The 24114-nt window shown below is 53.9% G+C and carries 22 protein-coding genes; 19 read left to right on the plus strand and 3 right to left on the minus strand.

From position 1 onward, the window contains the following. Positions 1-71 precede the first annotated feature (71 nt). The 6 genes from bioA to bioC all read left to right on the plus strand — a co-directional run bounded on the left by bioA (position 72) and on the right by bioC (position 6382). Positions 72-1460 carry an adenosylmethionine--8-amino-7-oxononanoate transaminase gene (gene bioA / locus JQC72_RS12715; RefSeq protein WP_419179872.1) on the plus strand — a complete coding sequence of 463 codons (1389 nt, stop codon included), beginning with the start codon at positions 72-74 and terminating at the stop codon, positions 1458-1460. Then, positions 1457-2185: a dethiobiotin synthase gene (gene bioD / locus JQC72_RS12720; RefSeq protein ID WP_205496215.1), complete on the plus strand. Its 729-nt coding sequence runs from the start codon at positions 1457-1459 to the stop codon at positions 2183-2185. The genes bioA and bioD overlap by 4 nt, the downstream gene beginning before the upstream one ends. 488 nt (positions 2186-2673) lie before the next feature. Further along, positions 2674-3675, plus strand: coding sequence for a biotin synthase BioB (gene bioB / locus JQC72_RS12725; protein WP_205496219.1), 1002 nt, complete (start codon positions 2674-2676; stop codon positions 3673-3675). Continuing rightward, positions 3672-4862, plus strand: a complete 1191-nt coding sequence (gene bioF / locus JQC72_RS12730) for an 8-amino-7-oxononanoate synthase (protein ID WP_205496220.1) — start codon at positions 3672-3674, stop codon at positions 4860-4862. Before bioB ends, bioF begins: the two co-directional genes overlap by 4 nt. Further along, positions 4855-5610: an alpha/beta fold hydrolase gene (locus tag JQC72_RS12735; protein WP_205496223.1), complete on the plus strand. Its 756-nt coding sequence runs from the start codon at positions 4855-4857 to the stop codon at positions 5608-5610. The genes bioF and JQC72_RS12735 overlap by 8 nt, the downstream gene beginning before the upstream one ends. After that, positions 5573-6382, plus strand: a complete 810-nt coding sequence (gene bioC / locus JQC72_RS12740) for a malonyl-ACP O-methyltransferase BioC (RefSeq protein ID WP_205496225.1) — start codon at positions 5573-5575, stop codon at positions 6380-6382. The genes JQC72_RS12735 and bioC overlap by 38 nt, the downstream gene beginning before the upstream one ends. Before the next feature lie 704 nt (positions 6383-7086). On the opposite strand, the gene bcaP (JQC72_RS12745) is transcribed toward bioC, so the two are convergent. After that, positions 7087-8499, minus strand: coding sequence for a branched-chain amino acid transporter BcaP (bcaP, locus tag JQC72_RS12745; protein WP_205496227.1), 1413 nt, complete (start codon positions 8497-8499; stop codon positions 7087-7089). 104 nt (positions 8500-8603) lie between these two features. On the opposite strand from bcaP (JQC72_RS12745), the gene JQC72_RS12750 reads away from it, so the two are divergent. Continuing rightward, complete coding sequence (locus JQC72_RS12750; protein WP_205496229.1) at positions 8604-8819, plus strand: hypothetical protein; 216 nt, start codon at positions 8604-8606, stop codon at positions 8817-8819. A 117-nt stretch (positions 8820-8936) separates the two neighbouring features. Then, positions 8937-9431: a GNAT family N-acetyltransferase gene (locus JQC72_RS12755; RefSeq protein WP_335342460.1), complete on the plus strand. Its 495-nt coding sequence runs from the start codon at positions 8937-8939 to the stop codon at positions 9429-9431. A 417-nt stretch (positions 9432-9848) separates the two neighbouring features. On the opposite strand, the gene bcaP (JQC72_RS12760) is transcribed toward JQC72_RS12755, so the two are convergent. Continuing rightward, the gene (gene bcaP / locus JQC72_RS12760; RefSeq protein ID WP_205496232.1) at positions 9849-11267 is read right to left on the minus strand and encodes a branched-chain amino acid transporter BcaP; all 1419 of its coding nucleotides are present in this window, start codon (positions 11265-11267) and stop codon (positions 9849-9851) included. A 212-nt stretch (positions 11268-11479) separates the two neighbouring features. On the opposite strand from bcaP (JQC72_RS12760), the gene JQC72_RS12765 reads away from it, so the two are divergent. The 3 genes from JQC72_RS12765 (at position 11480) to JQC72_RS12775 (ending at position 14249) form a co-directional block, all read left to right on the plus strand. Beyond that, positions 11480-11629 (plus strand): sporulation protein, encoded by a 150-nt coding sequence (locus JQC72_RS12765; protein ID WP_205496234.1) that lies wholly within the window; start codon positions 11480-11482, stop codon positions 11627-11629. A 290-nt stretch (positions 11630-11919) separates the two neighbouring features. After that, the gene (locus tag JQC72_RS12770) at positions 11920-12648 is read left to right on the plus strand and encodes a sporulation protein (RefSeq protein WP_205496237.1); all 729 of its coding nucleotides are present in this window, start codon (positions 11920-11922) and stop codon (positions 12646-12648) included. Positions 12649-12878: 230 nt separating this feature from the next. Next, the gene (locus JQC72_RS12775) at positions 12879-14249 is read left to right on the plus strand and encodes a TcaA 3rd/4th domain-containing protein (protein ID WP_205496239.1); all 1371 of its coding nucleotides are present in this window, start codon (positions 12879-12881) and stop codon (positions 14247-14249) included. A 32-nt stretch (positions 14250-14281) separates the two neighbouring features. Here the strand turns inward: JQC72_RS12775 and JQC72_RS12780 are convergent, their stop codons facing one another. Then, complete coding sequence (locus JQC72_RS12780; protein WP_205496241.1) at positions 14282-15094, minus strand: PH domain-containing protein; 813 nt, start codon at positions 15092-15094, stop codon at positions 14282-14284. A gap of 445 nt (positions 15095-15539) precedes the next feature. Here JQC72_RS12780 and JQC72_RS12785 point away from each other — a divergent pair, with 445 nt between their 5' ends. The 8 genes from JQC72_RS12785 (at position 15540) to JQC72_RS12820 (ending at position 23832) form a co-directional block, all read left to right on the plus strand. Then, positions 15540-16760, plus strand: a complete 1221-nt coding sequence (locus JQC72_RS12785; RefSeq protein WP_205496251.1) for a 2,3-diketo-5-methylthiopentyl-1-phosphate enolase — start codon at positions 15540-15542, stop codon at positions 16758-16760. Beyond that, positions 16757-17428 carry a 2-hydroxy-3-keto-5-methylthiopentenyl-1-phosphate phosphatase gene (locus JQC72_RS12790; RefSeq protein WP_205496264.1) on the plus strand — a complete coding sequence of 224 codons (672 nt, stop codon included), beginning with the start codon at positions 16757-16759 and terminating at the stop codon, positions 17426-17428. Before JQC72_RS12785 ends, JQC72_RS12790 begins: the two co-directional genes overlap by 4 nt. 13 nt (positions 17429-17441) lie before the next feature. Then, a complete protein-coding gene (locus JQC72_RS12795) occupies positions 17442-18107 on the plus strand; it encodes a methylthioribulose 1-phosphate dehydratase (protein ID WP_335342461.1) in 666 nt (221 codons plus the stop codon). Between the two features lie 330 nt (positions 18108-18437). Beyond that, complete coding sequence (gene mtnD, locus JQC72_RS12800; protein WP_205496265.1) at positions 18438-18977, plus strand: acireductone dioxygenase; 540 nt, start codon at positions 18438-18440, stop codon at positions 18975-18977. A gap of 251 nt (positions 18978-19228) precedes the next feature. After that, positions 19229-20449 carry an S-methyl-5-thioribose kinase gene (mtnK, locus tag JQC72_RS12805; protein ID WP_205496267.1) on the plus strand — a complete coding sequence of 407 codons (1221 nt, stop codon included), beginning with the start codon at positions 19229-19231 and terminating at the stop codon, positions 20447-20449. A gap of 1 nt (position 20450) precedes the next feature. Beyond that, on the plus strand, positions 20451-21524 hold the full coding sequence (gene mtnA / locus JQC72_RS12810) for an S-methyl-5-thioribose-1-phosphate isomerase (protein ID WP_205496279.1): 1074 nt from the start codon (positions 20451-20453) through the stop codon (positions 21522-21524). A gap of 475 nt (positions 21525-21999) precedes the next feature. After that, positions 22000-22677, plus strand: coding sequence for an MOSC domain-containing protein (locus JQC72_RS12815; protein ID WP_205496281.1), 678 nt, complete (start codon positions 22000-22002; stop codon positions 22675-22677). A 252-nt stretch (positions 22678-22929) separates the two neighbouring features. Further along, positions 22930-23832: a DMT family transporter gene (locus JQC72_RS12820; RefSeq protein ID WP_205496284.1), complete on the plus strand. Its 903-nt coding sequence runs from the start codon at positions 22930-22932 to the stop codon at positions 23830-23832. The last annotated feature ends 282 nt before the right edge of the window (positions 23833-24114 follow it).

A 24114-nucleotide genomic window follows, 5' to 3' on the forward strand; every position in this document is an offset into this window, starting at 1 on the left:
CCGGACGGATGGCTGGACGCAAGTGTTTGCCCGTGCTATACTCGAAAAGGGTGATATGTTAACCATCTATCATCAATAAGTTTACATTGGAGGGGCAAGCATTGTCACAGGTGACGGCCCGATATGCCGAATTGTTGGAGAAAAACCGGCGGTATCTGTGGAATCCCTTCACACAAATGAAGGAATATTTGGGCGATGAACCCGTGATCGTCGAGCGGGGCGAAGGTGTGAAACTGATTGATGTCAACGGCAGGGAGTATTACGACGGCAATGCTTCGGTCTGGCTCAACGTTCACGGTCACAACCGACGGGAATTGAATGAGGCGATCACGGAACAACTGGGAAAAATCGCCCATTCCACCTTGCTGGGGGCAGCCAACGTTCCTGCGTTGGAGCTGGCGGAGCGACTGGTGCAGTTGGCCCCGGACGGATTGAACAAGGTGTTTTATTCGGATAGCGGTGCCGAAGCGGTGGAAATTGCTCTCAAAATGGCTTTTTTGTACTGGAAACACCGCGGCCGTCCGGAGAAACGGCTGTTTTTGGGCATGACGAACGCTTACCACGGGGATACGGTCGGGGCGGTCAGTGTGGGCGGGATCGATTTGTTTCATGCATCTTTTGATGCCCTCCTGTTTGAAACGGAAAAAGTACCCTATCCCTACACGTACCGGTATCCCGGCAGTGAGGAAGCATGCGTCGAGGCCTGTTTGGAGGCATTGCGACGGAAGCTGGAGGAAAAGGCGGATGTCATCGCCGCACTGATTGTCGAACCGATCGTGCAAGGCGCGGGCGGCATCATCACCATGCCACCGGGATTCCTGAAAGCAGTTTCTGATTTGTGCAAACAGTACGACGTATTGTGGATCGCCGACGAGGTGGCTGTCGGGTTCGGTCGAACCGGCAGGATGTTCGCGTGCGAACACGAGGGTGTGGCCCCCGATCTGATGGCGCTGGGCAAAAAGATGACCGGCGGTTATTTGCCGGTGGCGGCGACACTGGCCACAGATGAAATCTATGACGCCTTTTACGGAGATTACGCCGAATGCAAAACCTTCTTTCACGGGCATTCCTACACGGGCAACCCGCTCGGGTGTGCGGTGGCGCTGGCCAACCTGGATCTGTACGAGCGGGAGGATTTGATCACGCACGTACAGGAGGTGGCCGAACATGCGGCCCGGGAGTTGGCCCGTTTCCTGGAGTTGCCCCATGTGGGCGACGTCCGGCAGCGCGGATTGATGATCGGTATTGAATTGGTGCGGGACAAAAGGACCAAGGAACCGTACCCCTGGGAAGAAGCGATCGGTGTCAAGGTGTGCCGCCGGGCGCGCGATTTGGGCTTGATCACCCGTCCGCTGGACAATGTGATCACCTTCCTGCCGCCGTTGGCCGTCCGTAAGGAGGAAACGACGGAGATGCTGGACATTTTGTACAGGGCCATTGCCGAGGTGACCGGTCGATGACGCGCGGAATCTTTGTGACGGCAACGGATACGGAAGTGGGGAAAACCGTCGTCACGGCGGGTTTGGCACTGGCACTCCGGGAACAGGGCTTACGCGTCGGTGTGATGAAACCGGTGCAAAGCGGGCATTTGGCCGACGACCCCGAAGGAGACGGAGGACGCTTAAAGCGGTGGACCGGGGTGGAGGCGGAGCTGGAGGAAATTGTGCCATATTCGTTTTCTCTGCCGGTGGCTCCTTGGATCGCGGCCCGGAGTGCCGGTGTCGCGATTGATCGAGCCGGGTTGGTTGAACGCATCCGTACGATGGCGGAACGATACGATCTGTTGTTGGTGGAAGGAGCGGGCGGGTTGTTGGTTCCGGTCGGTCCCGATTGGACGATGGCCGATCTGGCGGTGGAGCTGGGATGGCCGCTCGTGATCGTCGCCCGTCCCAACCTGGGAACCGTGAACCATACGGTGCTCACCTTGGAGGCAGCGCGAAATCGGGGTCTCCGTCCGCTGGGGGTGATTCTCAACGGGTACCGCGAAGGGGAACGGGTCCCCAGCTTGGAGGCCAACCCGGAAATGATCGAGCACTTCGGCGAAGCCCCCGTGTTGGGACGGATTCCGTGGATGGCGGAACCGGTGACGACGGAAACACTGCGGGATACATTTACCCGTGCAGTGGACGGTCGTGCGTTGGTGGAAAGGCTCCGGTTAACTGACCGGGTTGAGGATCACGTTTGATATGATTAAATTTGTTTCCATTTAACAATGTGCGGGGGAATCATTGGGCGGGACAGCATCAATGCCAGTTTGGCAAACGATGTTCCCAAGCTGCTGATCCTCGCCGTTTCCGGTTCGCTCGTAATCAGTGGCAATAAGGAAATGGTATCGATTTTTCATCTTTTCTGCCGGAGTGTATTATCTGGTTGCGGTTCCCGGAAACGCTTTATGTCTTGGATGGTTGCAGGGAACCGGACAGCGCAGGAGAAAGAACGCGGGCAATCGTGAAGCGTTCTCTGCCCGCGTCCATCGCCCCGGTTCGAAGAGGTCTTTCTTTACATCTTTGCTGGGTGCAGATGGAGCGAACCGTTAAAGTTATGCACGTGATTTTAAATGCCCTGAGTGAACAGGAGCAAAAAGAACATGGTGCAACCGGATGAAAATGGACGGGACAACTGAGACGGGTTGCGAATCGCATACATTTCAGATTGGAAAGGGGCGGTTTTCACATGTGGGAACAACAAACCGTCGGGACCCGTTGGGAAACACTGGCGGATAAGGCGTTGGCCGGACAATGCCTGACGCGTGAGGAGGCGTTGTCGGTCCTGCGGGCGGACGATGACGAATTGTTGCCGCTGTTGCATGCTGCCTTTCGCGTTCGCCGTCATTATTTCGGAAAAAAAGTGAAACTGAACATGATCATCAACGCCAAAAGCGGTTTGTGCCCCGAGGATTGCGGGTACTGCTCACAGTCCATTGTGTCGCAGGCTCCGATCGAAAAATACACCTTTCTGAAAAAGGATGTACTCGTGCAGGGGGCCCGCCAAGCCTGGGAGCGAAAAGCGGGTACCTACTGTATCGTCGCCAGCGGCCGCGGCCCGACGGAGCGGGAACTGGAAGAAGTGATCGCGGCTGTTCGCGAAATCAAGCAGGAGTTGCCGATGAAAATTTGCGCCTGTTTGGGCATTCTGACGGAGGATCAGGCGCGGCGGCTGAAGGAGGCCGGTGTCGACCGTTACAACCACAACTTGAACACCAGTGCCGATCATTATGCCAATATCACCACCACGCATACGTACGAGGACAGGGTGCAAACGGTGGAGACAGCCAAACAGGCGGGCATTTCCCCTTGCTCCGGATGCATTGTGGGAATGGGAGAGACGGATGAGCAGATTGTGGATGTGGCATACGCGTTGCGCGAATTGGATGCCGATTCGATCCCGGTCAACTTTTTGAACGCCATCCCCGGCACGCCGCTGGAGGGAATGGATGAACTCAACCCGCGGCGCTGTCTGAAAGTGCTCTGTCTGTTCCGCTTCATCTGCCCCAGCAAGGAGATCCGCATTTCCGGCGGTCGGGAGGTCAACTTGCGTTCGTTGCAGCCGTTTGCCTTGTATCCGGGCAATGCCATCTTCATCGGGGATTATCTCACCACACCGGGACAACAGGCGGAGCTGGATCACCAAATGATCCGGGACTTGGGATTTGAGATCGAGGAGTGTGCACTGTGAGTCTCTGGGAGGCAACGTTGCGCGGACGATTGGCCCGTTTGGAGCAGGAAGGCCGTCTTCGTTCCCTGGTGCCGGTTGCACGCGCGGTGGACCCGGTGTTGGAACGGGACGGACGATCGCTGATCAATTTCTCCTCCAACAATTATCTGGGACTGGCGAATCATCCGGAACTGATGGAAGCGGCCCGGAAAGGGGTGCAACGGGGAGCGGGAGCGACCGCTTCCCGTTTGATTGTGGGCCATGACGAGGAGACGGAACGGTTGGAACAAGAGATCGCCGCTTTTAAAGGAACGGAAGCCGCACTCGTTTTCGGATCGGGATACATGGCCAATGTGGGGGTTTTGTCGGCTTTGTTGCAACGGGGCGATGCGGTGTTCAGCGACAAGTGGAACCATGCGAGCATTGTTGACGGTATTCGCCTGAGTGGGGCGACGCTGTTCCGGTATCGGCACCAGGACATGGATCATCTGGAAGCGCAATTGCGTCAGGCGGAGAAAAAAGGCATTCGACGCAAGTTGATCGTGACCGACACGGTGTTCAGCATGGATGGGGATGTGGCTCGTTTACACGACCTCGTCGCACTGAAGGAGCGTTACGATGCGGCATTGATGGTGGATGAGGCCCATGGCGGAGGGGTGTTCGGTTCCAGCGGAGAAGGGGCCGCTCACCATATGGGATTGGCCGATCAGGTGGATCTGCATATGGGCACGTTCAGCAAGGCGTTCGGGGTTGTGGGGGCATATGTGGCCGGCAACCGGACATGGATCTCTTATCTCGTCAATACGTGTCGGTCCTTCATCTATACCACGGCATTGCCACCCGTCGTGATCGAGATGATTCGCACTTCCCTCCGGTTGGTGCGGGAGGCGGGAGACAGGCGAACCGCGCTCCGTCAAAAAGCGGCCCGCTTTCGCAACCGGTTGAAAATGTCAGGCTTGAATATCGGCCCCTCCGAAACACAAATCGTCCCGTTGATCGTCGGCGACGTGCACGCTACCGTCAAATTGAGTCAATCTCTGATGGAAAGCGGGGTGCTGGCCGTTCCCATCCGTCCGCCCACCGTCCCGGAAGGAACTGCCCGGCTGCGGTTTTCCCTGATGGCGACCCATACGGATGAGCATCTGGAAACGGCGATTGCCGCAATTGAGCGGGCGGTTCGAACGGGGGGAGTGACCATTTATGACTGAAGCATTATCTGTTTTGTGGTTGACGGGTTGGAGCGCCCCGCCCTCCGTTTGGCAGCCGGTCATCGATCGTTTTTCCCGTGACCATCCCCGTGCCCGTCACCAACTGGTGGATGTTCACACCTTACTGAAAGAGGATAGCGGAATGTCCCCGCACGACTGGCTGACGGATGGTTCCTGGTGGCTGGTGGGCTGGTCCATGGGCGGGATGTTGGCGTTGGAATGGGCACGTACGGTTCCCGGCCGTGTACGGGGGGTTTTGGCGATCGGCGTGACGGATCAGTTCGTCCGGTCACCCCGCTCGCCCGACGGTTGGGACGAACGCGTGCTGCGGCGAATGATACGGTTGTTGTCGATTGATCCGGAACAGGTGCTTGCCGATTTCGACCGTCGGATGTTCTCCTCCGCCGAGAAGAAAGCAGGATGGCTGGATCAGTGGTGTCAGTCCTGCCGGAATCAGCAGAAACCGGATGTTTCCGGGCTGTTGGTCGGTTTGGACTTTCTTCGGCGTTTTTCGTTCCTGGATTCACCGTTGTCCGTTCCCGTTTTTCTGCTGCACGGCGAAGACGACGCGATTTGTCCCGTCTCAGGTGCCGGGCGTTTGGCCCGAACGCTGCCGAAGGCGGAATTGACGGTGTGGAAAGATGCAGGACATTTGCCGTTTTGGACCCAACCCGAACGTTTTCATTTCTGGCTGAAGGAGCGGATCAACTGTGATACTGGACAAAAACCGGGTGGCCCGTCAATTTAATCGCCATGTATCCACATACGACGAATACGCGATTGTGCAGAAGCGCATGGCCCATCACATCATGCAAACGCTGTCGGAGCGCGATGTCAGGGCGGAGCGGATTTTGGAGATCGGGTGCGGGACGGGGTATCTGACGCAATTATTGGCGGAACGGTATCCTTCGGCGGCGATCACGGCGGTGGATTTGGCCGAAAACATGGTGCAAGCCGCCAAAGATCGATTGGGCGATTCGGCGACCATTCGTTTTTTGATCGGAGATGCGGAAACGATGGAATGGGATGAGACATTTGATCTGATCGTTTCCAATGCCACCGTGCAATGGTTTGGTGCTCCCGAGCGTTCGTTTTGCACATTGACCGACCATTTGCAACCCGGAGGCTGGATCGTGTTCTCCACATTCGGTCCCGACACCTTCCGGGAGCTGCACCGGCAATTTCAAGAGGTGGAGCGTGATCTTCATCTGCCTTCGGGCATGCACGGATTGCGCCTGCGCTGTGCGGAGGAGTGGGAACACATCCTTCGACATGCCGGATTGAAGCATGTGGGGTCGAGAGATTGCCGGTACCGGTTGGAATATCCGGACTGTTACGCTTTTTTGCAATCCATCAAGCAAACGGGGGCCAGTTACAGCGCTTCCCCCGCGGTTTCCCTTTCCGCCCAACGCTCCTTGCTGCGCGAAGTGGTTCGCCGTTACAACCACGTGTACCGTTCCCGGGAAGGTGTATATGCCACGTATCAGCTCGTTCAGGCATGGGGGAGAAAAGAGGGATAAACCATCACACAGAGGTACTAAACGATTTGATATCTCTCACGGCTGAAGCCGCGGGATTCTTGGGTCGTTACCGTTCGCAGTCTGTGTCCGCTTTGGACAACGCCCAAGTTCCCCGATTCGACCGTGGGCTTCTGCAAACTGATCAAGCCGGCTTGTTCAAGTGGGATTCCATTGTCGTTCGAAAGGGGGTGCCACATGATCGTGGGACCGACGGAACGAGCGGCACTCCGGTTGGAATCTTCGTTCCACTCACCAGACATCCTTATGCCGAAAGCCTCAATATACCATGAACTGACCAGAAACGTTCAAAGGATGAAGGGCAGACACGATATTCCCGGGAAAAACTGAAAAAAGGGCATGTGCCAATCTCTGGGATGGGAGAATTGGCGCGCTGATCAGTTGGTTCATGATCTGGCGGAGGAGAGAAAGCATGCAGATCCGGGCAAATTCGGGAATCGGATGCGGCAGCGTGGAAACAACCGTTTTGTGAGACTTCGTTCGTGCCGTTCGTACCGTGAGAACGGCAGGAATTTTTATCGAAGAAGCCCAAGATGGAATCCGGGAAATGTTGTCAAGGGACAATCATACGATACGGGTGGCGGGTGCATAGGTGGATGCATGTTGGGTGGACATGCTGTATATAAAAAAATCCCCGCACGTAATGGGGGATTCAGGCTGATGATATCGTGGTTCTGTTTATTGCGTTATTGTGCTTTGGATGCATTCAGTGCGGAATGCTTGCGGGAATAGGAGAAGTAGACGATCAGCCCGATCGTCAACCAGATCAGAAACGCCACCCATGTGATCCACAGCAATTGGGTCATCAGGAAAGCGCACAGCACGATGGACCCGATCGGAATGAACGGAACGGCGGGACAGCGGAATCCCCGCGGAAGATCGGGCTGGGTTTTGCGCAGAATGATCACACTGACGGAAACCATGATGAATGCGAACAAGGTTCCGATGTTGACCAATTCTGCGATTTGGGTGATCGGTAACAACGCACCGATCAGTCCGGCGATGATGCCCAACACCCAGGTGACACTGTAAGGGGTACGATATTTCTCGTGCACGCGGGAAAACCATCCGGGCAACAGACCGTCTCGCGACATGGCGAACGCCACGCGGGTTTGGGCGTAAAGTATCACCAGCATCACCGTCGTCATGCCCACGATGGCACCGACGTCGATAAACGCGGCGAACCAGTTTTGACCGGCGATCTGCAGGGCCAGCGAGACTGGATGGTCCTCATGTCCACGGATTTGCTGGTACGGGATGATCCCTGTCATAATGGCGGAAACCACCATGTACAACAATGTGCAAATTCCCAGTGAATACAATAATCCCCGTGGCAACGTGCGTGCCGGATCACGCGCTTCCTCGGCCGCAGCACTCACCGCGTCAAATCCCAGGTAAGCCGAAAAGACTATCGCCGCAGCGGTAAAGATGCCCTGGGTCCCAAAAGGTGCGAACGGTTGCCAGTTGGCCGGCTTCACGTAAAACACGCCGATCAGGATAAACAGCAGGACCACGCCGACTTTAACCAAAACCATCACGTTGTTGACCCGTTTGGACTCTTTGATGCCCCGGGATAACAAAAACGTGATCAGCATGACGATCAAAAAGGCGGGCAGGTTGAACAGCGTTGTCTTGTCGGGTACGGCCCCGGGGGCTGCCGTCAGGGCGTCAGGCAATTTCAGTCCGAATCCGCTGAGAAGAGACTGGAAGTAACCGGACCAGCCGGATGAAACAGCGCTGACAGCGAGCAAATATTCCAACACCAAATCCCAACCGATGATCCAGGCGGCCAGCTCACCCAAAGTGACATAGCTGTATGTGTACACCGAGCCGGATACGGGCACCGTGGAAGCGAACTCCGCGTACGCCAGAGCGGAAAGGGCACAGGCCAGTCCGGCGATGGCAAATGACACCATCAATCCGGGACCTGCTTTTAACGCACCGGTGCCGGTAAACACAAAAATACCGGTGCCGATGATGGCGCCGATGCCGAGCATGGTGAGATCCCATACACCCAGTTCCCTTTTTAGTCCTGTGCTTTGTCGACTGTTATCAATCAGTGAACGAACACTTTTTTTTCGAAACAGATCCAATTCCAATACCCCCAGGAAACATTGTCTCCACTTCGCAAATAGTCACGCAATTCTGTTCGGAGAGGCCATCTCTCCGCATGTTTTTTATATTAACGCGTTGGGGGAATAAAATGCAAAGGAAAAAACAAGTAAAAGCAACAAGGGTATCCATCACGCTCGGATGGGAAAACCAATACCTCTCGCAAGTCCAACAGAATTCGGGCACAATCGAGTCGGGAAGTGAGAAAAAACTGAAAACTGCTATGCAGGCAAAAACTTGGGAAACAAAAATCACCCAGGATTTGACGAAGCCATCGTGGATGGATGTGGACTGCCATGCCGGATGAAGCGAGAAGCCCACCTTGACCAACGGGAGTGCCTCAGGTGCTTCCAGCCTTGTGGGGCAAGTCACTTGAACCTTTGAGAGGGAATCAGATATCTGAGCAGGGCAAGGAGATGAAATTGTGGAAGAAAAAAGCACAATCATAGTGATTCCGCCGTTGACAGAGGAAGATCAAAGTTGGCTGGAAGACTTATGGGTGTCCGAATGGGGCGGAAAGACGATGATATCGAAGGGCAGGACCTGTCACATTCGAGACTTGGATGCTCTTATTGCATGGAACAATCATACTCGTGTTGGTGCGGCAACCTATCACTTGGAAAATGAGGAATGTGAGTTACTGAGCATCAACTCCACAGTTAAAGGTTTGGGTGTCGGCAGTGGGCTACTTACAGCCTTTGAGCAAACTGCACGTCAAGCCGGAGCGCGTCGTGCTTGGCTTATTACTTCAAATGACAACCTGGATGCTTTACGTTTCTATCAACGGCATGGATACCGTATCGTTGCCGTGCATCCGAACGCAATTGATGAGGCTCGAAAATTGAAACCCTCCATTCCCTTGATTGGATCTTATGAAATCCCCATCCATGATGAACTTGAACTCGAAAAATGGCTATGAGCGCGAATGGTGTAATATCGGAAATGAAGTGTGAGCCTTTGACAATATGCCGATTTACGCATTTTACCTATGATGTGCTCACTGGTGCAGGGGAAAGCACTGCGATCGGAAAGCCTTTGGCAGGCTGTCGGATGCTCCCCCCGGAGCACGATCATTGATTCCGAATACCGGAAAGTAAACTCCGGCCCCATCCTCATCAACATCTGTGCCCGGAACCAAACCTTGGCAGAGTGGCAAAATTGCTGACATCCCAAACACCGATCCACCCGATCCAACAAATTCTCCTACTCTGTAAGAATGTCAGATGGTGAACCAAGCATACAACATGTTGATTTGATGAATTGGTATTCAAAACGTAAATATTTCAGGCAGTGTAAAAAGCCCCGGTTTTCGAAAACCGGGGCTTTGGAATGGGATTTATTGATCGAGATGGATCGTCGTTTGCGTGTTCAATGATGAATGTCTGCGGGAATAAGTGAAGTAAATCGTCAAACCAATGGCCAGCCAGATGGTGAAAGCGATCCAGGTCAATTGAGTCAGGCGCGTCATCAGGAACACACAGAAGAGGATCGCCAAGATCGGAATCAACGGAACGGCCGGGCAACGGAACGCACGGGGGAGATCCGGTTGCGTTTTTCGCAGGACAATGACGCCGATCGAGATCATGACAAAAGCAGCCAAGGTGCCCATGTTGACCAATTGCGCGATTTTGTCCAGCGGAACCAGCGCACCGATCAACGCCGATACGGTTCCAAGGATCCAGGTCGCGCCGAACGGCGTGCGGTACTTTTCATGCACGTTGGAGAACCATTTTGGCAACAGACCGTCACGGGACATGGCAAAAATGATCCGTGTCTGTCCGTACAACATCACCAGCATCACGGTGGTCATCCCGAGAATGGCGCCGAGGCTGATGAACCCGGCAAACCAGTTTTGTCCAGCCATTTGCAGGGCCAGCGCGACCGGATGGTCTTCATGCCCTTTGAATTGTTGATAGGGCACGATGCCGGTCATGATCCCGCTGACCACCACGTACAACAGGGTACAGATTCCCAGCGAGTACAAGATGCCGCGCGGCAGGTCGCGGTCGGGATTCCGCGTTTCTTCTGCAGCGGTACTGACGGCGTCGAATCCCAGATACGCGAAGAAGACCAGTGCCGCCACGTTGAAAATGCCATCCCAGCCGAATGGGGCAAACGGTTGCCAGTTGGCGGGTTTCACGTAGCCCACGCCGACGATGATAAAGGCGAGCACCACCGCCACTTTCATGATCACCATCACGTTGTTGACCCGTTTGGACTCCCGAATCCCGCGCGCCAGCAGGAACGTGATCAACATGACGATCAGGAATGCCGGCAAGTTGAAGTAGGTCGTTGTCTTGTCGATTGCTCCCGGTGCTGCGGACAGCGCCGTCGGCAACTTGACGCCAACCCCCTCAAGCAGGGATTGGAAATAGCCCGACCAACCGGTGGAAACCGCACTGACGGCCAAGAGGTACTCCAGAATCAGATCCCAACCGATGATCCACGCCCAAAATTCGCCCATGGTGGCGTAGCTGTAGGTATAGACGGAACCGGACACCGGTACGGTTGAGGCGAACTCAGCGTAGGAGAGTGCCGCGAATACACAGGCCAGACCGGCAATGACAAAAGAAAGGGTCAGTCCCGGCCCCGCTTGGATGGCACCTTCACCGGTCAGAACAAAAATCCCCGTGCCGATGATGGCACCGATGCCGAGCAGGGTGAGATCCCATGCGGTAAGTTCCTTGCGCAGGGTTCGACCTTGTTGCGTGCTTTTGATTAGATCAGGAATGCTTTTTTTGCGAAAAAGACTCATGTAAGACCCCCCTTGAAAAGAAACATGTGTGAATAAAAGCGGTTGCCACATGATTATTCGCCGTCCATAAAGTTTATCCCTTTTGAATTCTCAGTCAATTTTGGCGCAAAAAATGATCTGAGTGATGATTCCCTGTTGTCTGTACAAAACAGCAACATATCACAAGCGATATGCGACTGATTTTTGTATATCCGACAAGGAGGCGGACGCGCATGTTCAAAACCTTGTTGGCTTCATTGGGAGTGGGTGCTGCCAAGATTGATCTGATCTTCGATGATGCCACCGTCACCATGGTCCAGTCCGGCAACGGCAAGTTGGTACTGACCGATGGGGACATGAAACAGAAAAAAATGAAAAATTGACGGCCGAATTTCATGTGTCTTCATCGTTTCAACGCGGTGATGAAACGGTCTATGTAGATGATACAGTATCCACAATCCCCGTGACAATGGATGGTTTTACCACCTGTCCTGGAGAAACGCAGGAGTTTTCCTTCTCGTTCGTAAGTCGTATGTCCGGCGTATTTGCCTGTGTCCTCGGTACGTACGCGATAGGTTGAATCCTCAAAGATTTCTTATGGATATCTGATGCTCACAAAATGCCGGGTGTGCTATCATTGGAAACGTACCCCATGTAAAAGGAGGAAGCATCGTTGTTCAAGACATTGCTCGCATCGCTGGGAATCGGTTCAGCACGCATCGATCTTGTGCTGGATCGCGATGAGGTTGTCATGGGTGAAAAAGTAACGGGGCAACTGTACGTCTATGGCGGGAATGTCGAACAAGCGATCGAAGGGCTGTCTGTCGATCTGCGTTTGAAATCCCGTCACGTCAAAACGGGCCAAGAGATGGAAGAGACGGTTTGCACAATTGAAGTGACCGACGAGGAATTCACATTGCGTCCGGGTGTGGAAATGAAATTCCCGTTCTCTTTCGTATGTCCTTATACCCTGCCCATTTCTTCGATCAACACGAAATATTACTTTATGTCCAATCTGGAAATTGACAACGGCGTCGATGCCAAGGATCGGGACTTTATCAGAATCAAACCTGTCGGGCCGATCAAGTGGTTCCTTGAGGGCATGTCCGAACTGGGGCTGGAGTTGAAAGCGGAAGGCTTGTCCGGCGATGAGGACGAGTATCTGCAAATGTTTCAATTTCAACCGGCCGATTGGCTCAAAGGCCAAACAGATGAAATCATCTTCTGGTATGATACGGTCAAATCGAAAAAAGAGTTGCGCGGCTTTTTTGAGTTGAAAGGCCAGTCTTCCGCAAAAGGCGATTATCTCAGCCTTGACCTGGAACAGCTGGCGACACGTGAGTCGGCGGCGGAAACGATTCGGACCCATCTGCAACGCCATTTAAAAGGGCTGCAGGTCTGACGGTCAGCATCAATACGTTTTTGCGTATGGGATCTTCTTCCGGGTTGAGTCGAACATAGAGTTCCTCCGAGGCGCTGTCTTCCACGGTGAGTTTGGTGGAAAATCAGCGCCTTTTTGATTTGTGGAGATTCTGTGAAAGAATGTTTCCTTATTCAAATAAACTAATACATTTTTTAACGGATGTGTTGTAAAATCGTATCGTAAAACTTCGCATGGTGTTGGAGGGAAAGATGGAGACGGAGAAACTGATATCTGCCAAAGACGTTGTCGTGCAGTTTGTGTTGCGCTACAAAAAATGGCTGTTGATTGCAGTCGCTGTCGTCGCCGTTTTGGTTGGCGTCATCAGTGCGATGCAGGAAGATCCAAATGAACTGATCAATCAGTTTGAAAAGGCGGTTGCCACTGGTGATGTGGATGAACTGGAAGATTTGGTTGACAGTGATGATGTGGATCTGGACGAAAAATATCTCCGCCAGTTCATCAACCATGCCCAAAATCACGCGGATTATATGCAAGCAACCATGCAAATTCTCAGATGGCAGTTGGCGATTTATGATCCGACCGCCGATACCGGCATGGAGTACGGGACCGATGCCTTTCCTTCCATCGCCGAGCTGAAGAATATGGGCGATTTTTATCTGCGGAAAAATGAACATTGGCTCTTGCCTGACACTTACGATATTGTCGTACGTCCTTATTATCTGAATCTGAAGACCAATGAACCCGACGCGGTTCTCAAAGTGGACGGCAAAGAAGTGCTGAAAACGACCAATGACAAGCTGACTTACCGGATGGGTCCGCTGATGCCGGGTGTGTATGAAATTTCGGCGGAAAAGAAATTTCCGTATGCCAACCTTCATTCCAAACAAAAGATGGAACTGTTCGGTTATGATGACCACAATGTGACAGGTGATCTCACCCTGGAGCGCTTCGAAGTAGGAATCGAGTCAACGTTCCCCGACACCCAAGTATGGATCAACGGAAAATCGACGGGAAAAACCGTGGCGCAGATGAGCAAATTCGGCCCGGTTTCCAAGGATGGATCGGTCAAAATATCCGGACGATACCAATTCCCTTGGGGGCCGGCCCAGAGTGAAGCGATTGCCGTCGATGAAAATACGGAGAGCGTGGATATCACTCCCAATCCGTTCCTGCAAAAACAATATCAAAAAATGCTGACTGACGTGATCAATCAGTTCGCGAAGCAAAAGATCCTGGCCCAATTGAAACGGGATATTTCCGTGATGACCACCGCCACGGATAATGTCAAGGAAAATTACCTGGTTCCGGATTACTATGATGGAACATATAAAGGTGAAGCATTGGGGACCACGATCGATTATGATCAAGTATCACTGTCAGAGGAGGATGGGGTATACACAGTAACACTTCCCGTGAAATTTCACTACAAGTTGAAGCTATACGATCAATTTACTGATCCAAATGAACCGTTGGATGAGGAGTTTGAAGACAAACAGGTCACCTTGGAATATCATCCGGATACAAAAAAATGGGTTGTTTCCAATGAAGAATCACTTTATGATTTTGGAAGTGGTGATTACTTCACAGGTGCTCATACAGTCCAAAGTGATTTCAAATAATACGAAGGACCGCCACACAGCGGTCCTTTTTCTTAACCCCATATCACCGGATTGCCGGTTTCCACAGACGCTTGAAACACGTTGATCAGCGGTTGAAGGATGTGGTCGAAGTCCTTTCCCGATATGTTCCGCTTCTCCACTTGCAGCAATCGGGGAAGCCGCTCGCCGTCCCGGATTGGCAGAGTGGACAAGATGTGGGTACCGGAGGAGAGATCCTGAAACAAAACAGCTCCTTCTTCGGATTTTCTTTTCTGTTCGAAGCAGACGGACCGAAACAGGATTTCTTCCACCTTTAAATCCCGCTCAGCCAGTTTGCCGACGAAAAATCCTTCTTCATCCAGCCCAATGGCGGTACGATCTTGTGCGTTCCAGCCGAGAAAACTGACTGCATCGGTGTTATGAAGGTAGAGTATTTCCCCCGTTTCTTTGTCCATGAGATGGACTCCTGTTCCCAAATCGGCTTCCTGGTGAACATCTTGCAGTTCTTTCAAGGCCCTGCTGGCCAGTGCGGCGTCCGTTCGCCCCTCGTTATCGGAGGGGAGTGCCTGATACAGTGCCGGAAAACGTTCCCAACCAATTTTCTCTAATAATTGTAAAAAACGTGTGTATCCTTCCCAATCAGTAATCCTTTCATCCGTATACCATAGATTGGGATGCGGACAACACGATCCCAACCACTCATCAAACATGGCAAGATATTCGTCAAACCGTTCGTCTTCCATCGGGAAGTCAAGATCGGGATATCCTTCCTCATCTGTCACAATGTAGGGACGAATCGTTTCCGGCGGCGGTTCGGTTACCCCCTCCCGGAAACAGTTACAATACACGACAGCATCCAGTCCCATGATCCTTCTCCTTTCTCAGAGGGAGTGTGGTCATTCCAGGTCCGGGGAAAGAGCGGTCTTTTTTCCTGGCGAGTTTGTCGTGTCGCGAAACGGGAGCGAGAGGAAAAAGAAACGCGATCTGACTGGATCAAACGGTTTGCGGGCGCTTCGTTCCTCAGTTTGGAGTCATCTGGGCAAGTGAAGGTTCCCGTCCTTCGGTTGGACATGTCATGTCTCATTGTACCACAACCAATCGAAGGATCACTGCTGTTTCGTATATAACCGTGTATTCCAACCGTTTTACACGAAATTAGCCGAAAAGGTATCATCTTCTTTGCAAAATCGTGCTTTACATCAAGGGGAAGCTGTTGCATAATTGCATGAAAAACGATACAATGCACTCTTGATTTTCATTTCAAAAATGAATGGGGCACAACATCAATGATGGCGGAAAGGCGGTGAACCGATGGATTCCGGTTACATATATGCAACGTATCTCGTACAAGGGGCAGCGGATTTGGAGAAGAAAGCCCGCGGCATTGCCGTCGGATTGACGGTGGGGACATGGACCGGGCTGCCTCGTGAAAAACAGGAGCAAATGGCCTCTTATCTGGGGAAGGTGGAGGATATAGCCCGGTTGGAGCCGGCTGACGATGGTACGCATCGCGGTCGAATCACCATCGGGTATCCCGTGCGCAACCTGACGGCAGATCTGCCGGCCGTGTTGACGACCGTATTCGGCAAGTTGTCGATGGACGGCAAAATCAAGCTGATGGATCTGCAATTGCCGGACGAATTTTTGTCCCGTTTTCCGGGACCGCGCTTTGGCATCGAGGGCATCCGCAAGCATTTGGGTGTGTACGACCGGCCGCTGTTGATGAGTATTTTCAAGCAATGTATCGGTCTTTCCCTTGACGAGCTGGAATCGGAGTATCAAAAGCAGATCGAAGGTGGCGTCGATTTGGTCAAAGATGACGAAATATTTTTCCGCGATGATTTGGCCCCGGTGGAAGAGCGGGTCAGAGCGTTTGAACGGCGCAACCGTGTTTGGGAAGAGCAGACCGGAAAGAAAGTGTTGTATGCGGTCAACCTGACCGGCCCCGTCACGCAATTGCCCGATCGGGCCAAGCGATTGGTCGAAGCCGGCGCTTCCTGCCTGTTGCTCAACGTCGCGCCGTATGGGTGGGATGTGTTGCATCGGTTGGCGGAGGACCCGGACATCCCTGTTCCGATCATGGCGCATCCTGCGTTTACCGGTGCCATTTACGCCTCCCCCGATTACGGTCTGTCCGCCGCGTTGCTGTTGGGCAAACTTCTGCGCTGGGCAGGGGCGGATATCGTACTGTATCCGTCACCATACGGCAGTGTGGCCATGCCGAGAGAAGAAGCACTCAAAGTGGCACAGCATCTGCGGGAGAACAACGGAGCACACCTGCCGGCATTCCCCGCTCCCTCGGCCGGAATCCATTCGGGGTTGGTACCCGTGCTGTACCGTGATTTTGGCAGAGACGCGATTGTCAACGCCGGAGGCGGCATTCACGGACATCCGGACGGTTCGACGCAAGGCGGTCGCGCTTTTGTTGACGCGATCGAGGCGGTGGTATCCGGTGTGACGTTGGAGGAAAAAGCGGAAACGTCGGCGGCACTGCGCAAGGCCATTGATGCGTGGGGGGTGGTAAAGGCGTGAAGCATGGACGACAACGCGTCATATTTTGCGATTTTGACGGCACGATTACGACCAATGACAATATCGTGCAGATCATGAAGCACTTCGATCCACCCGGGTGGAAAAACATCGTGGATGACATCCTGGCGAGACGAATCAGTGTTCGCCGGGGCGTGGGACGGTTGTTTTCACTGCTTCCATCCGCCCGGAGGGAGGAAATCGTCTCCTACGTCCTTGAACAGGCCGAAATCCGGCCGGGATTTGGGGAGTTCTTGGCTTTTTGCCGTGAGCGGGACATTCGTCTGCTGATCACCAGCGGGGGAATCGATTTTTTCGTCTATCCGATTTTGTCCAAATTCGACATCCCCCGCGACGATATTTATTGCAACGCCAGCGACTTTTCAGGAGAGACGATTCAGATCCTGTGGCCGCATTCCTGTGACGAGCACTGCGACAATGACTGCGGGATGTGCAAAACCAGCATCATCCGATCCTTTTCTTCGGAGCGATACGAAAAAATCGTGATCGGCGACAGTGTCACCGATTTGGCCGGGTCCCGGTTGGCCGACTGGGTGCTGGCGCGGGATTACCTGCTGGAGAAATGCCGGGAGTTGGATCTTCCGCACGCGCCGTTCGATACCTTTTACGATTGTATCGACCGGTTGAGCTCCCCGGTGGGTGTGAAGTGAGGGGGAAGACAACGTGACAGTGAATCAAACAAGCAATCGGGGGACCGAAGTTCCGCTCGAAGCGGTGCAACAGGCGTTCAATACCTTGCGGCGGATCAAAACGCGCCTCGCCGAACGCGGTTGGTTTCCCGCCACGAGCGGCAATCTGTCCGTCAAAGTGGTGTATGGTGAAGCCTCGGTGATCGCCATAACGGCAAGCGGCAAAGACAAGGCGGTTCACACCCCGGAGGATTTTTTGCTGGTGGATGAAAACGGCGTACCGGTGGCTCCCACCGAACTGAAGCCTTCTGCGGAGACGTTGGTGCATACGGCGCTGTATCGCAAGTTTCCCGAGTGTGGAGCGGTGTTTCATGTTCACACCGTCTCCAACAACTTGGTTTCGGAGTTGTACGGTGACCATGGTGCCGTCACCTTCACCAACCATGAACTGATCAAAGCTTTGGGACATTGGGAGGAGGGTGCCGGCGTCACGGTGCCGATCGTGCCCAACCACGCCCATATCCCCACATTGGCATCCGCAGTGGAACGGGTGGCCGCTTGGGACAGCCGGGGCGTGTTGATCCGAAATCACGGGATTTACGCTTGGGGGGAAGATGCTTTTGCCGCTTTGCGCCATTTGGAAGCTTGGGAGTTTTTGTTTGAGTATGAAATCAAGCGGCGCTTGTTGATGAGCAGGTGATTGTCCGGAGCCTGGGGCGTGTCAGGTATATCCGTGAGGGAGTAGGAGCTTTCCCTGGGTGAGCGAAGACCTGCCCCGGCCGAGCGAAGCCCCGGAGAGCGCAGAATAAAATTCGCGGGCAACTTCCTCTCAGCAAAAATGTACCATGTCCGATTCTGCGTTCCGGGGCTCAAGCGGCCGAAACCTGCTTCCTTGCAGGACGCGGGTGGAGCGTGCAGAAAAGCAACCGGACGGCATTTACCAGACCACGCGCAGGGCCGGGTTTCGCCGGCACGCAAGCGTCCGGTCAATGGGGATCATTTGAATTTTCATGTGAAAGGAGCAACTACAATGGCAAGCATTCGCATTCGGAATACGGGTGAGCGGATTGAGGGAGAGGCTGACGTTCGTGCTTTTTTGGAAGACCAAGGTGTGTTGTATGAACATTGGGACACGGAAAAAATGCCGGAAAAGCTGAGGGACAAATTCGTTCTGACCGATGAGGAGAAAGAGGAGATTTTGCGGGCGTACGATGAGGATATCCGCTCATTGGCCGAACGAAACGGCTATGTGAAGTGGGATGTGGTGGCGTTGTCACCGGAAACGCCCAACCTGGACGAGTTGCTGAAGAAGTTCGAGCAGGTTCACGTTCACACGGAGGATGAAGTACGGGCCATCGCAGCCGGCAACGGTATTTTCACGATCAAGGGCAAAGAGGAAACGGGATATTTCGATGTGGAACTGTCCGCCGGTGATGTCATCTCGGTCCCGGTGAACACGCCGCATTTCTTTACGCTGATGGAGAATCGGCGTGTGGTGGCCATCCGCTTGTTCATCGACCCGTCGGGCTGGGTGGCTCATCCGGTGAATGACCCGACTTTTCAACCGTAAGCGTACTTGAAAAGGGTGTTTCGATGAGGAGCGGAAGCCGTCTCCCCGGTCTAAAGGCCGTCAAAGGGTACGCGGGGGCGGAGACGGCTTTCCTCGTAACTCAGCATGTGGAGAAAAGTTCTTTACGAGCGTTTGATTTTGGACAATCCTGTGCTCATGCATCTCAGTATACAGAAATTTCAAATCATTGAAATGGCAGTAAAGCGTTGCAAATCCGATGATGCAAAAAGATGGCGGGGAGGAGAGGGGATATGTCAAATTACCATCCGTTGACGGAAGCCGAAGCGGTTCAATACGCACGGTCCATTCCAGGGCTGTTTTCCGAAGGGGCTGTATTAACCAGCAGGGAAATCGGGGACGGTAATCTGAATCTCGTGTTCCACATCCGGGAGGAAGGCCGGGAAAAGGGGGTCATTCTCAAGCAGGCACTCCCTTATGCCCGCGTGGTCGGCGAATCATGGCCGCTCACGCTGGATCGGGCGCGCATCGAATCCGAAGCGTTGCAGGTACAGGAGAAACTGGCGGACGGTTTGGTTCCCCGGGTGTATCGGTATGATTCTGACCTGGCTCTGACTGTCATGGAGGACCTGACCGATCACATCGTGATGCGAAAAGGGTTGATCGCACGTCAACAATATCCGTATTTCGCCGAGCACATGGCACGGTTTTTGGCTCGGACGCTCTTTTTTACCTCCGATTTCTATGTCGACCGTCAGGAGAAAAAAGAGTGGGTGCGCCGGTTTCTCAACCCGCAAATGTGCGACATCACCGAAGGATTGGTCTTTACCGATCCCTATTACGATGCAGAAACCAACTCGTTCAACCCGTTGATCAGGAGCGAGGTGGAGGCGATTTGGCGGGATAATGCGCTCAAGCGGGAGATTGCGGAATTGAAAGAGGCGTTCATGACACAGGCGCAAGCGTTGGTACATGGCGATTTGCACACAGGTTCCATCATGGTGACAGAGACAAGCACCAAAGTGATTGATCCGGAATTCGCCTATTATGGTCCGATGGGTTTCGACATCGGTGCATTGGTTGCCAACCTGCTGTTGTCCTACGCCTCTCATGAGGGACATACCGCGGACGAAGAAGTCCGAATCGCCTACCAAGAATGGTTGTTGGAAACGATTGAAACCATCTGGAACGGATTTGAGAAACAATTCTCCGCTTTGTGGCAGGAACACGTCAAGGATGAGATGTGGCGCGTGCCGGGATACCGGGAACGCTTCCTCACCCGTGTGCTCCAAGACAGTGCCGGTTTCGCAGGATGCAAGATGTTGCGCAGGGTGATCGGGTTGGCCCCGGTAGCTGACCTGGAGACGATCGAAGATCCACACGTGCGTGCAAAGGCGGAAGTGTTGGCTCTTCACATCGGTCAGACGCTGATCCATCGGCGGAAGACGCTGGAGACGATCGGACAGTTGACGGCATGGGTCCGGGAAGTAGCGAAAGAGAAGGTGGCGAAGTGATATGACGGTCTCGATGGAAAAAATTCCGCACCCCCGTTCCGTAATCTGGCGGGATGACCGGCTCCTGCTGCTGGACCAGCGGCGATTGCCCACAGAAACGATCTACTTGGAGCTGACGACACCCGAGGAAGTGCGGGAAGCGATCGTGAAACTGGCGGTGCGCGGTGCACCGGCGATCGGTACGGCAGCGGCGTTCGGGATGTATTTGGGGGTGAAGGATATCCCGGATGCGGATGCGGGCCGATTTTGGTCCACCTTGCGCCGGGTGGGGGAAAATCTTCGTTCCGCCCGACCCACTGCGGTTAACCTCGCTTGGGCATTGGAACGAATCCGGAGACGATTGGAAACGCTGAAGGAACACCCGGTTTCGGAGCTGAAGGCCGCTTTACTGGCGGAAGCGCATGCGATCCAACGGGAAGATGCAGATATGTGCAGGAAAATCGGTGAGCATTTGCTCACCTTGTTGGAAGACGGGATGGGCGTGCTGACGCATTGCAACGCGGGCGGATTGGCCACGGCAGCCTACGGTACGGCATTGGCGCCATTGTATCTGGCGAAGGAACGGGGGTGGCATCTCCGCGTCTTTGCCGATGAGACACGCCCGGTTCTGCAGGGTGCCAGGCTGACCGCATACGAGTTGCAGCAGGCAGGCATTGACGTCACACTGATCTGTGACAACATGGCCGCCCCCGTGATGCAAAAAGGATGGGTGCAAGCGGTGATCGTGGGAACGGATCGCGTCGCCGCCAACGGAGATGTGGCCAACAAGATCGGCACCTATGGACTGGCCGTTTTGGCTAAAGCGCACGGAATTCCCTTCTATGTTGCCGCGCCGACGTCTTCCATCGATTTGCAGACACCCACGGGATCGGACATCCCGATTGAGGAGCGGCCCGCCGAAGAAGTTACCCGGGGATTCGGTTCCGTCACCGCCCCGGAAGGAGTCAGGGTGTACAATCCGGCATTCGATGTCACTCCGGCCGAACTTGTCACTGCAATTATCACCGAGCACGGCGTGATCCGTCAGCCGTTTGGACCGGGATTGCAGGAAGCGGTGCAACGTTCGCAAGGGTGAGGGGAAACAGATGCCGTCTCCCAAGCTTCGCGGATGCTGACTTCCCTATCCGCACTAGACGGGAAATTCAGGCGTCACTCCTCCTCCCCCCTGCGGGCGTGAGACTGCTGACAAAAGGGACGTGTGTTGTATCCGATGAGCCGGTCGACAGTCCGCTCGCTATTGGACGACTTCACCTGTGCCTTACAAGGAAGCTGATCTTGGCCGCTCGGGACCGGAAGACACGGGGTAAGTACGTTCCGCTTAAAAGGAAATTGTCCGCGAATGAATTCCTGCGCTTTCCCGTTCTCCACTCGGCAGGGATTGGTCAGTCGCGCTCCCGTAGACCTGGTGTTCTGATCGATTTACCGGAAAAGGAGCCTTTGTCAACAACCTGTGCGCCCCTGCGGGCGCCTTTCTTGTATTTTTCAGTAAAATGGAAGAAGATAGGGTTGGAGAAGGAAGATGTAAAAGCCGACGAGAAAGGAAGGGTGTCATGTCTCATCCGGTTGTGGTCTCCATTCAGGTGGGGAAGCCGCAAACAATAGATGGCGGACGAGGTGAAGCGTGGCGGAGCGCCATCGTAAAACGGCCGGTGAACCATCCGGTGTTTCTGGGAAAAACCAATCTGGAAGGGGATGGTCAGGCGGATCTGTCCGTACATGGTGGACCGGATAAAGCGGTGTTGGTTTATGCAGCGGATCATTATACCAAGTGGCGACGGGAATTGTTGTCGGCATTCCTCTACGGAGCTTTGGGCGAAAATTTTACCGTCACCGGTTTGGATGAACATAACGTGTGTATCGGTGACGTATACCGAATAGGGGAGGCGGTGGTGCAAGTCTCCCAACCGCGTATGCCGTGTTGGAAGCCGGCCAGGTTGTGGGGGATTCCCGATCTGGTGCGCCGGATCAAGGAGACGGGTCGTACCGGTTGGTATCTGCGGGTGATGGAGGAAGGCAGGGTAGCACCGGGAGACGGGATGAAGCTGTTGGATCGCTTTTGTCCCCAATGGACAATTGCCAGATGCAATGACATGGTATACAGTGCCTCTCCCGATCGGAAGGAGCGGGCCGAATTGGCCGATTGCCCCTATTTGGCGGACAGTTGGGCGCAAATGCTGAAGCGTCGTTTGCAAAAAGAAGCTGATACCGGCGAATCAGGGCGTGTCTGACAAATGATGAGATGGAGGGACACTTTCTCCGATTGCATGACTTCACCACGTGGGGAAAAGGTTCCCGGAGCAAACCCGCTTCTACTATCCATTTGATTTAACAGACACACCCCGGTTGTCAGGAGAAAGGAGGAACCAACATGGCATTGAAGGGTGTGTTGCCCCCTCCCCGTCGCGTTCCCGTTTCCTGACGCGGGCGGGAGGAAGTTGATCCCGCCCGATGGTGTACAAACTGAATCGGGAGGGGTCCGAATGAAAATCGGTATGTGGGGAGTAGTAGTGGCGGCCGTATTGTGGGGAACGGCCGGATTGACGGCCAAAGTGCTGACGACAAATTATGGAACGGATCCATTGACGATCGGAGCCTTTCGTTTATTGTTCGGCGCGCCGGTTTTATTGGCAGCGGCATGGCGGGAGAGCATCCGTACGGGGAGTATCGGAAGGTTCCCAAGTCGTACATGGGTTTGGTTGGTGTTATTCGGAGTGGGGGTTGCAGGGTATCAGACCTGCTATTTTTCCGCGGTGGGCCAAACCATGGTGTCAACCGCTACCCTGCTCACCATTTGTACCGCACCGCTGATGGTCAGTGTGGTGGCACGTTGGTGGCTGAAGGAGCGTTGGACCTTCACCACCGGTTGGGCCTTGGTGTTGGGCGTGACCGGCACGGGCATGTTGATCGGGCTCCACAGCCTGGAGGGATTGACCGAACCACGCCTGTGGCAGGGAAACTTGCTGGCATTGGCGGCAGCAGCCTGTTATGGCGGTTATACGTTGATCAGCAAGCGGTTGGTTCGGGATGTACCGCCACTGTTGGTGATCGGAGTCGCTTTCTCGATCGGGGCAATCCTGTTGCTTCCGATGCTCAGTTGGCCGGTGCTTCCCTGGCAGGGATGGTTGCTGCTCATCTATCTGGGTTGGGTCCCGACGGCTCTGGCCTATGTGCTGTTCATTCACGGCATGCGTTACGTCACAGCGACATCGGCATCCATTTGGGCGTTGGCGGAGCCGTTGACCGCTACGCTGTTGGCCATCACGCTGCTGGGAGAACGGCTGTCCTTCAGTGGATGGTTGGGTGCAGTCATCCTGCTGTGTTCCATGTTTTTGACAGCGAAAAAAGAGAGAAGATCAGACCAATCGCTTTCGCCGACAAAATAAAACTGTCGGCGTGACAGTCGGGAAGTAGCGGCGGGATAGGAGATGATCCCGCCGCTTCTATTTTGGCTGTTCGTTGGATAACTGTCTTGTGAAAATGTACTGAGATCAACATCAGGACACTTATTTATTGACACTATTTTTATAAAATACTTCTTTTGTCTCATGTTCCCTGACCTATTTCACATGTTATCATATCACAAGGATTCAATTCCAAAAGGGAGGAGATTACGATTTACGCACAACAACCAGCACAACATTTTGTACCATTAAAAAAGGTATCCG

This window comes from Polycladomyces zharkentensis (genome assembly GCF_016938855.1).
In the GTDB taxonomy this organism is placed as follows: Bacteria; Bacillota; Bacilli; order Thermoactinomycetales; family JIR-001; genus Polycladomyces; species Polycladomyces zharkentensis.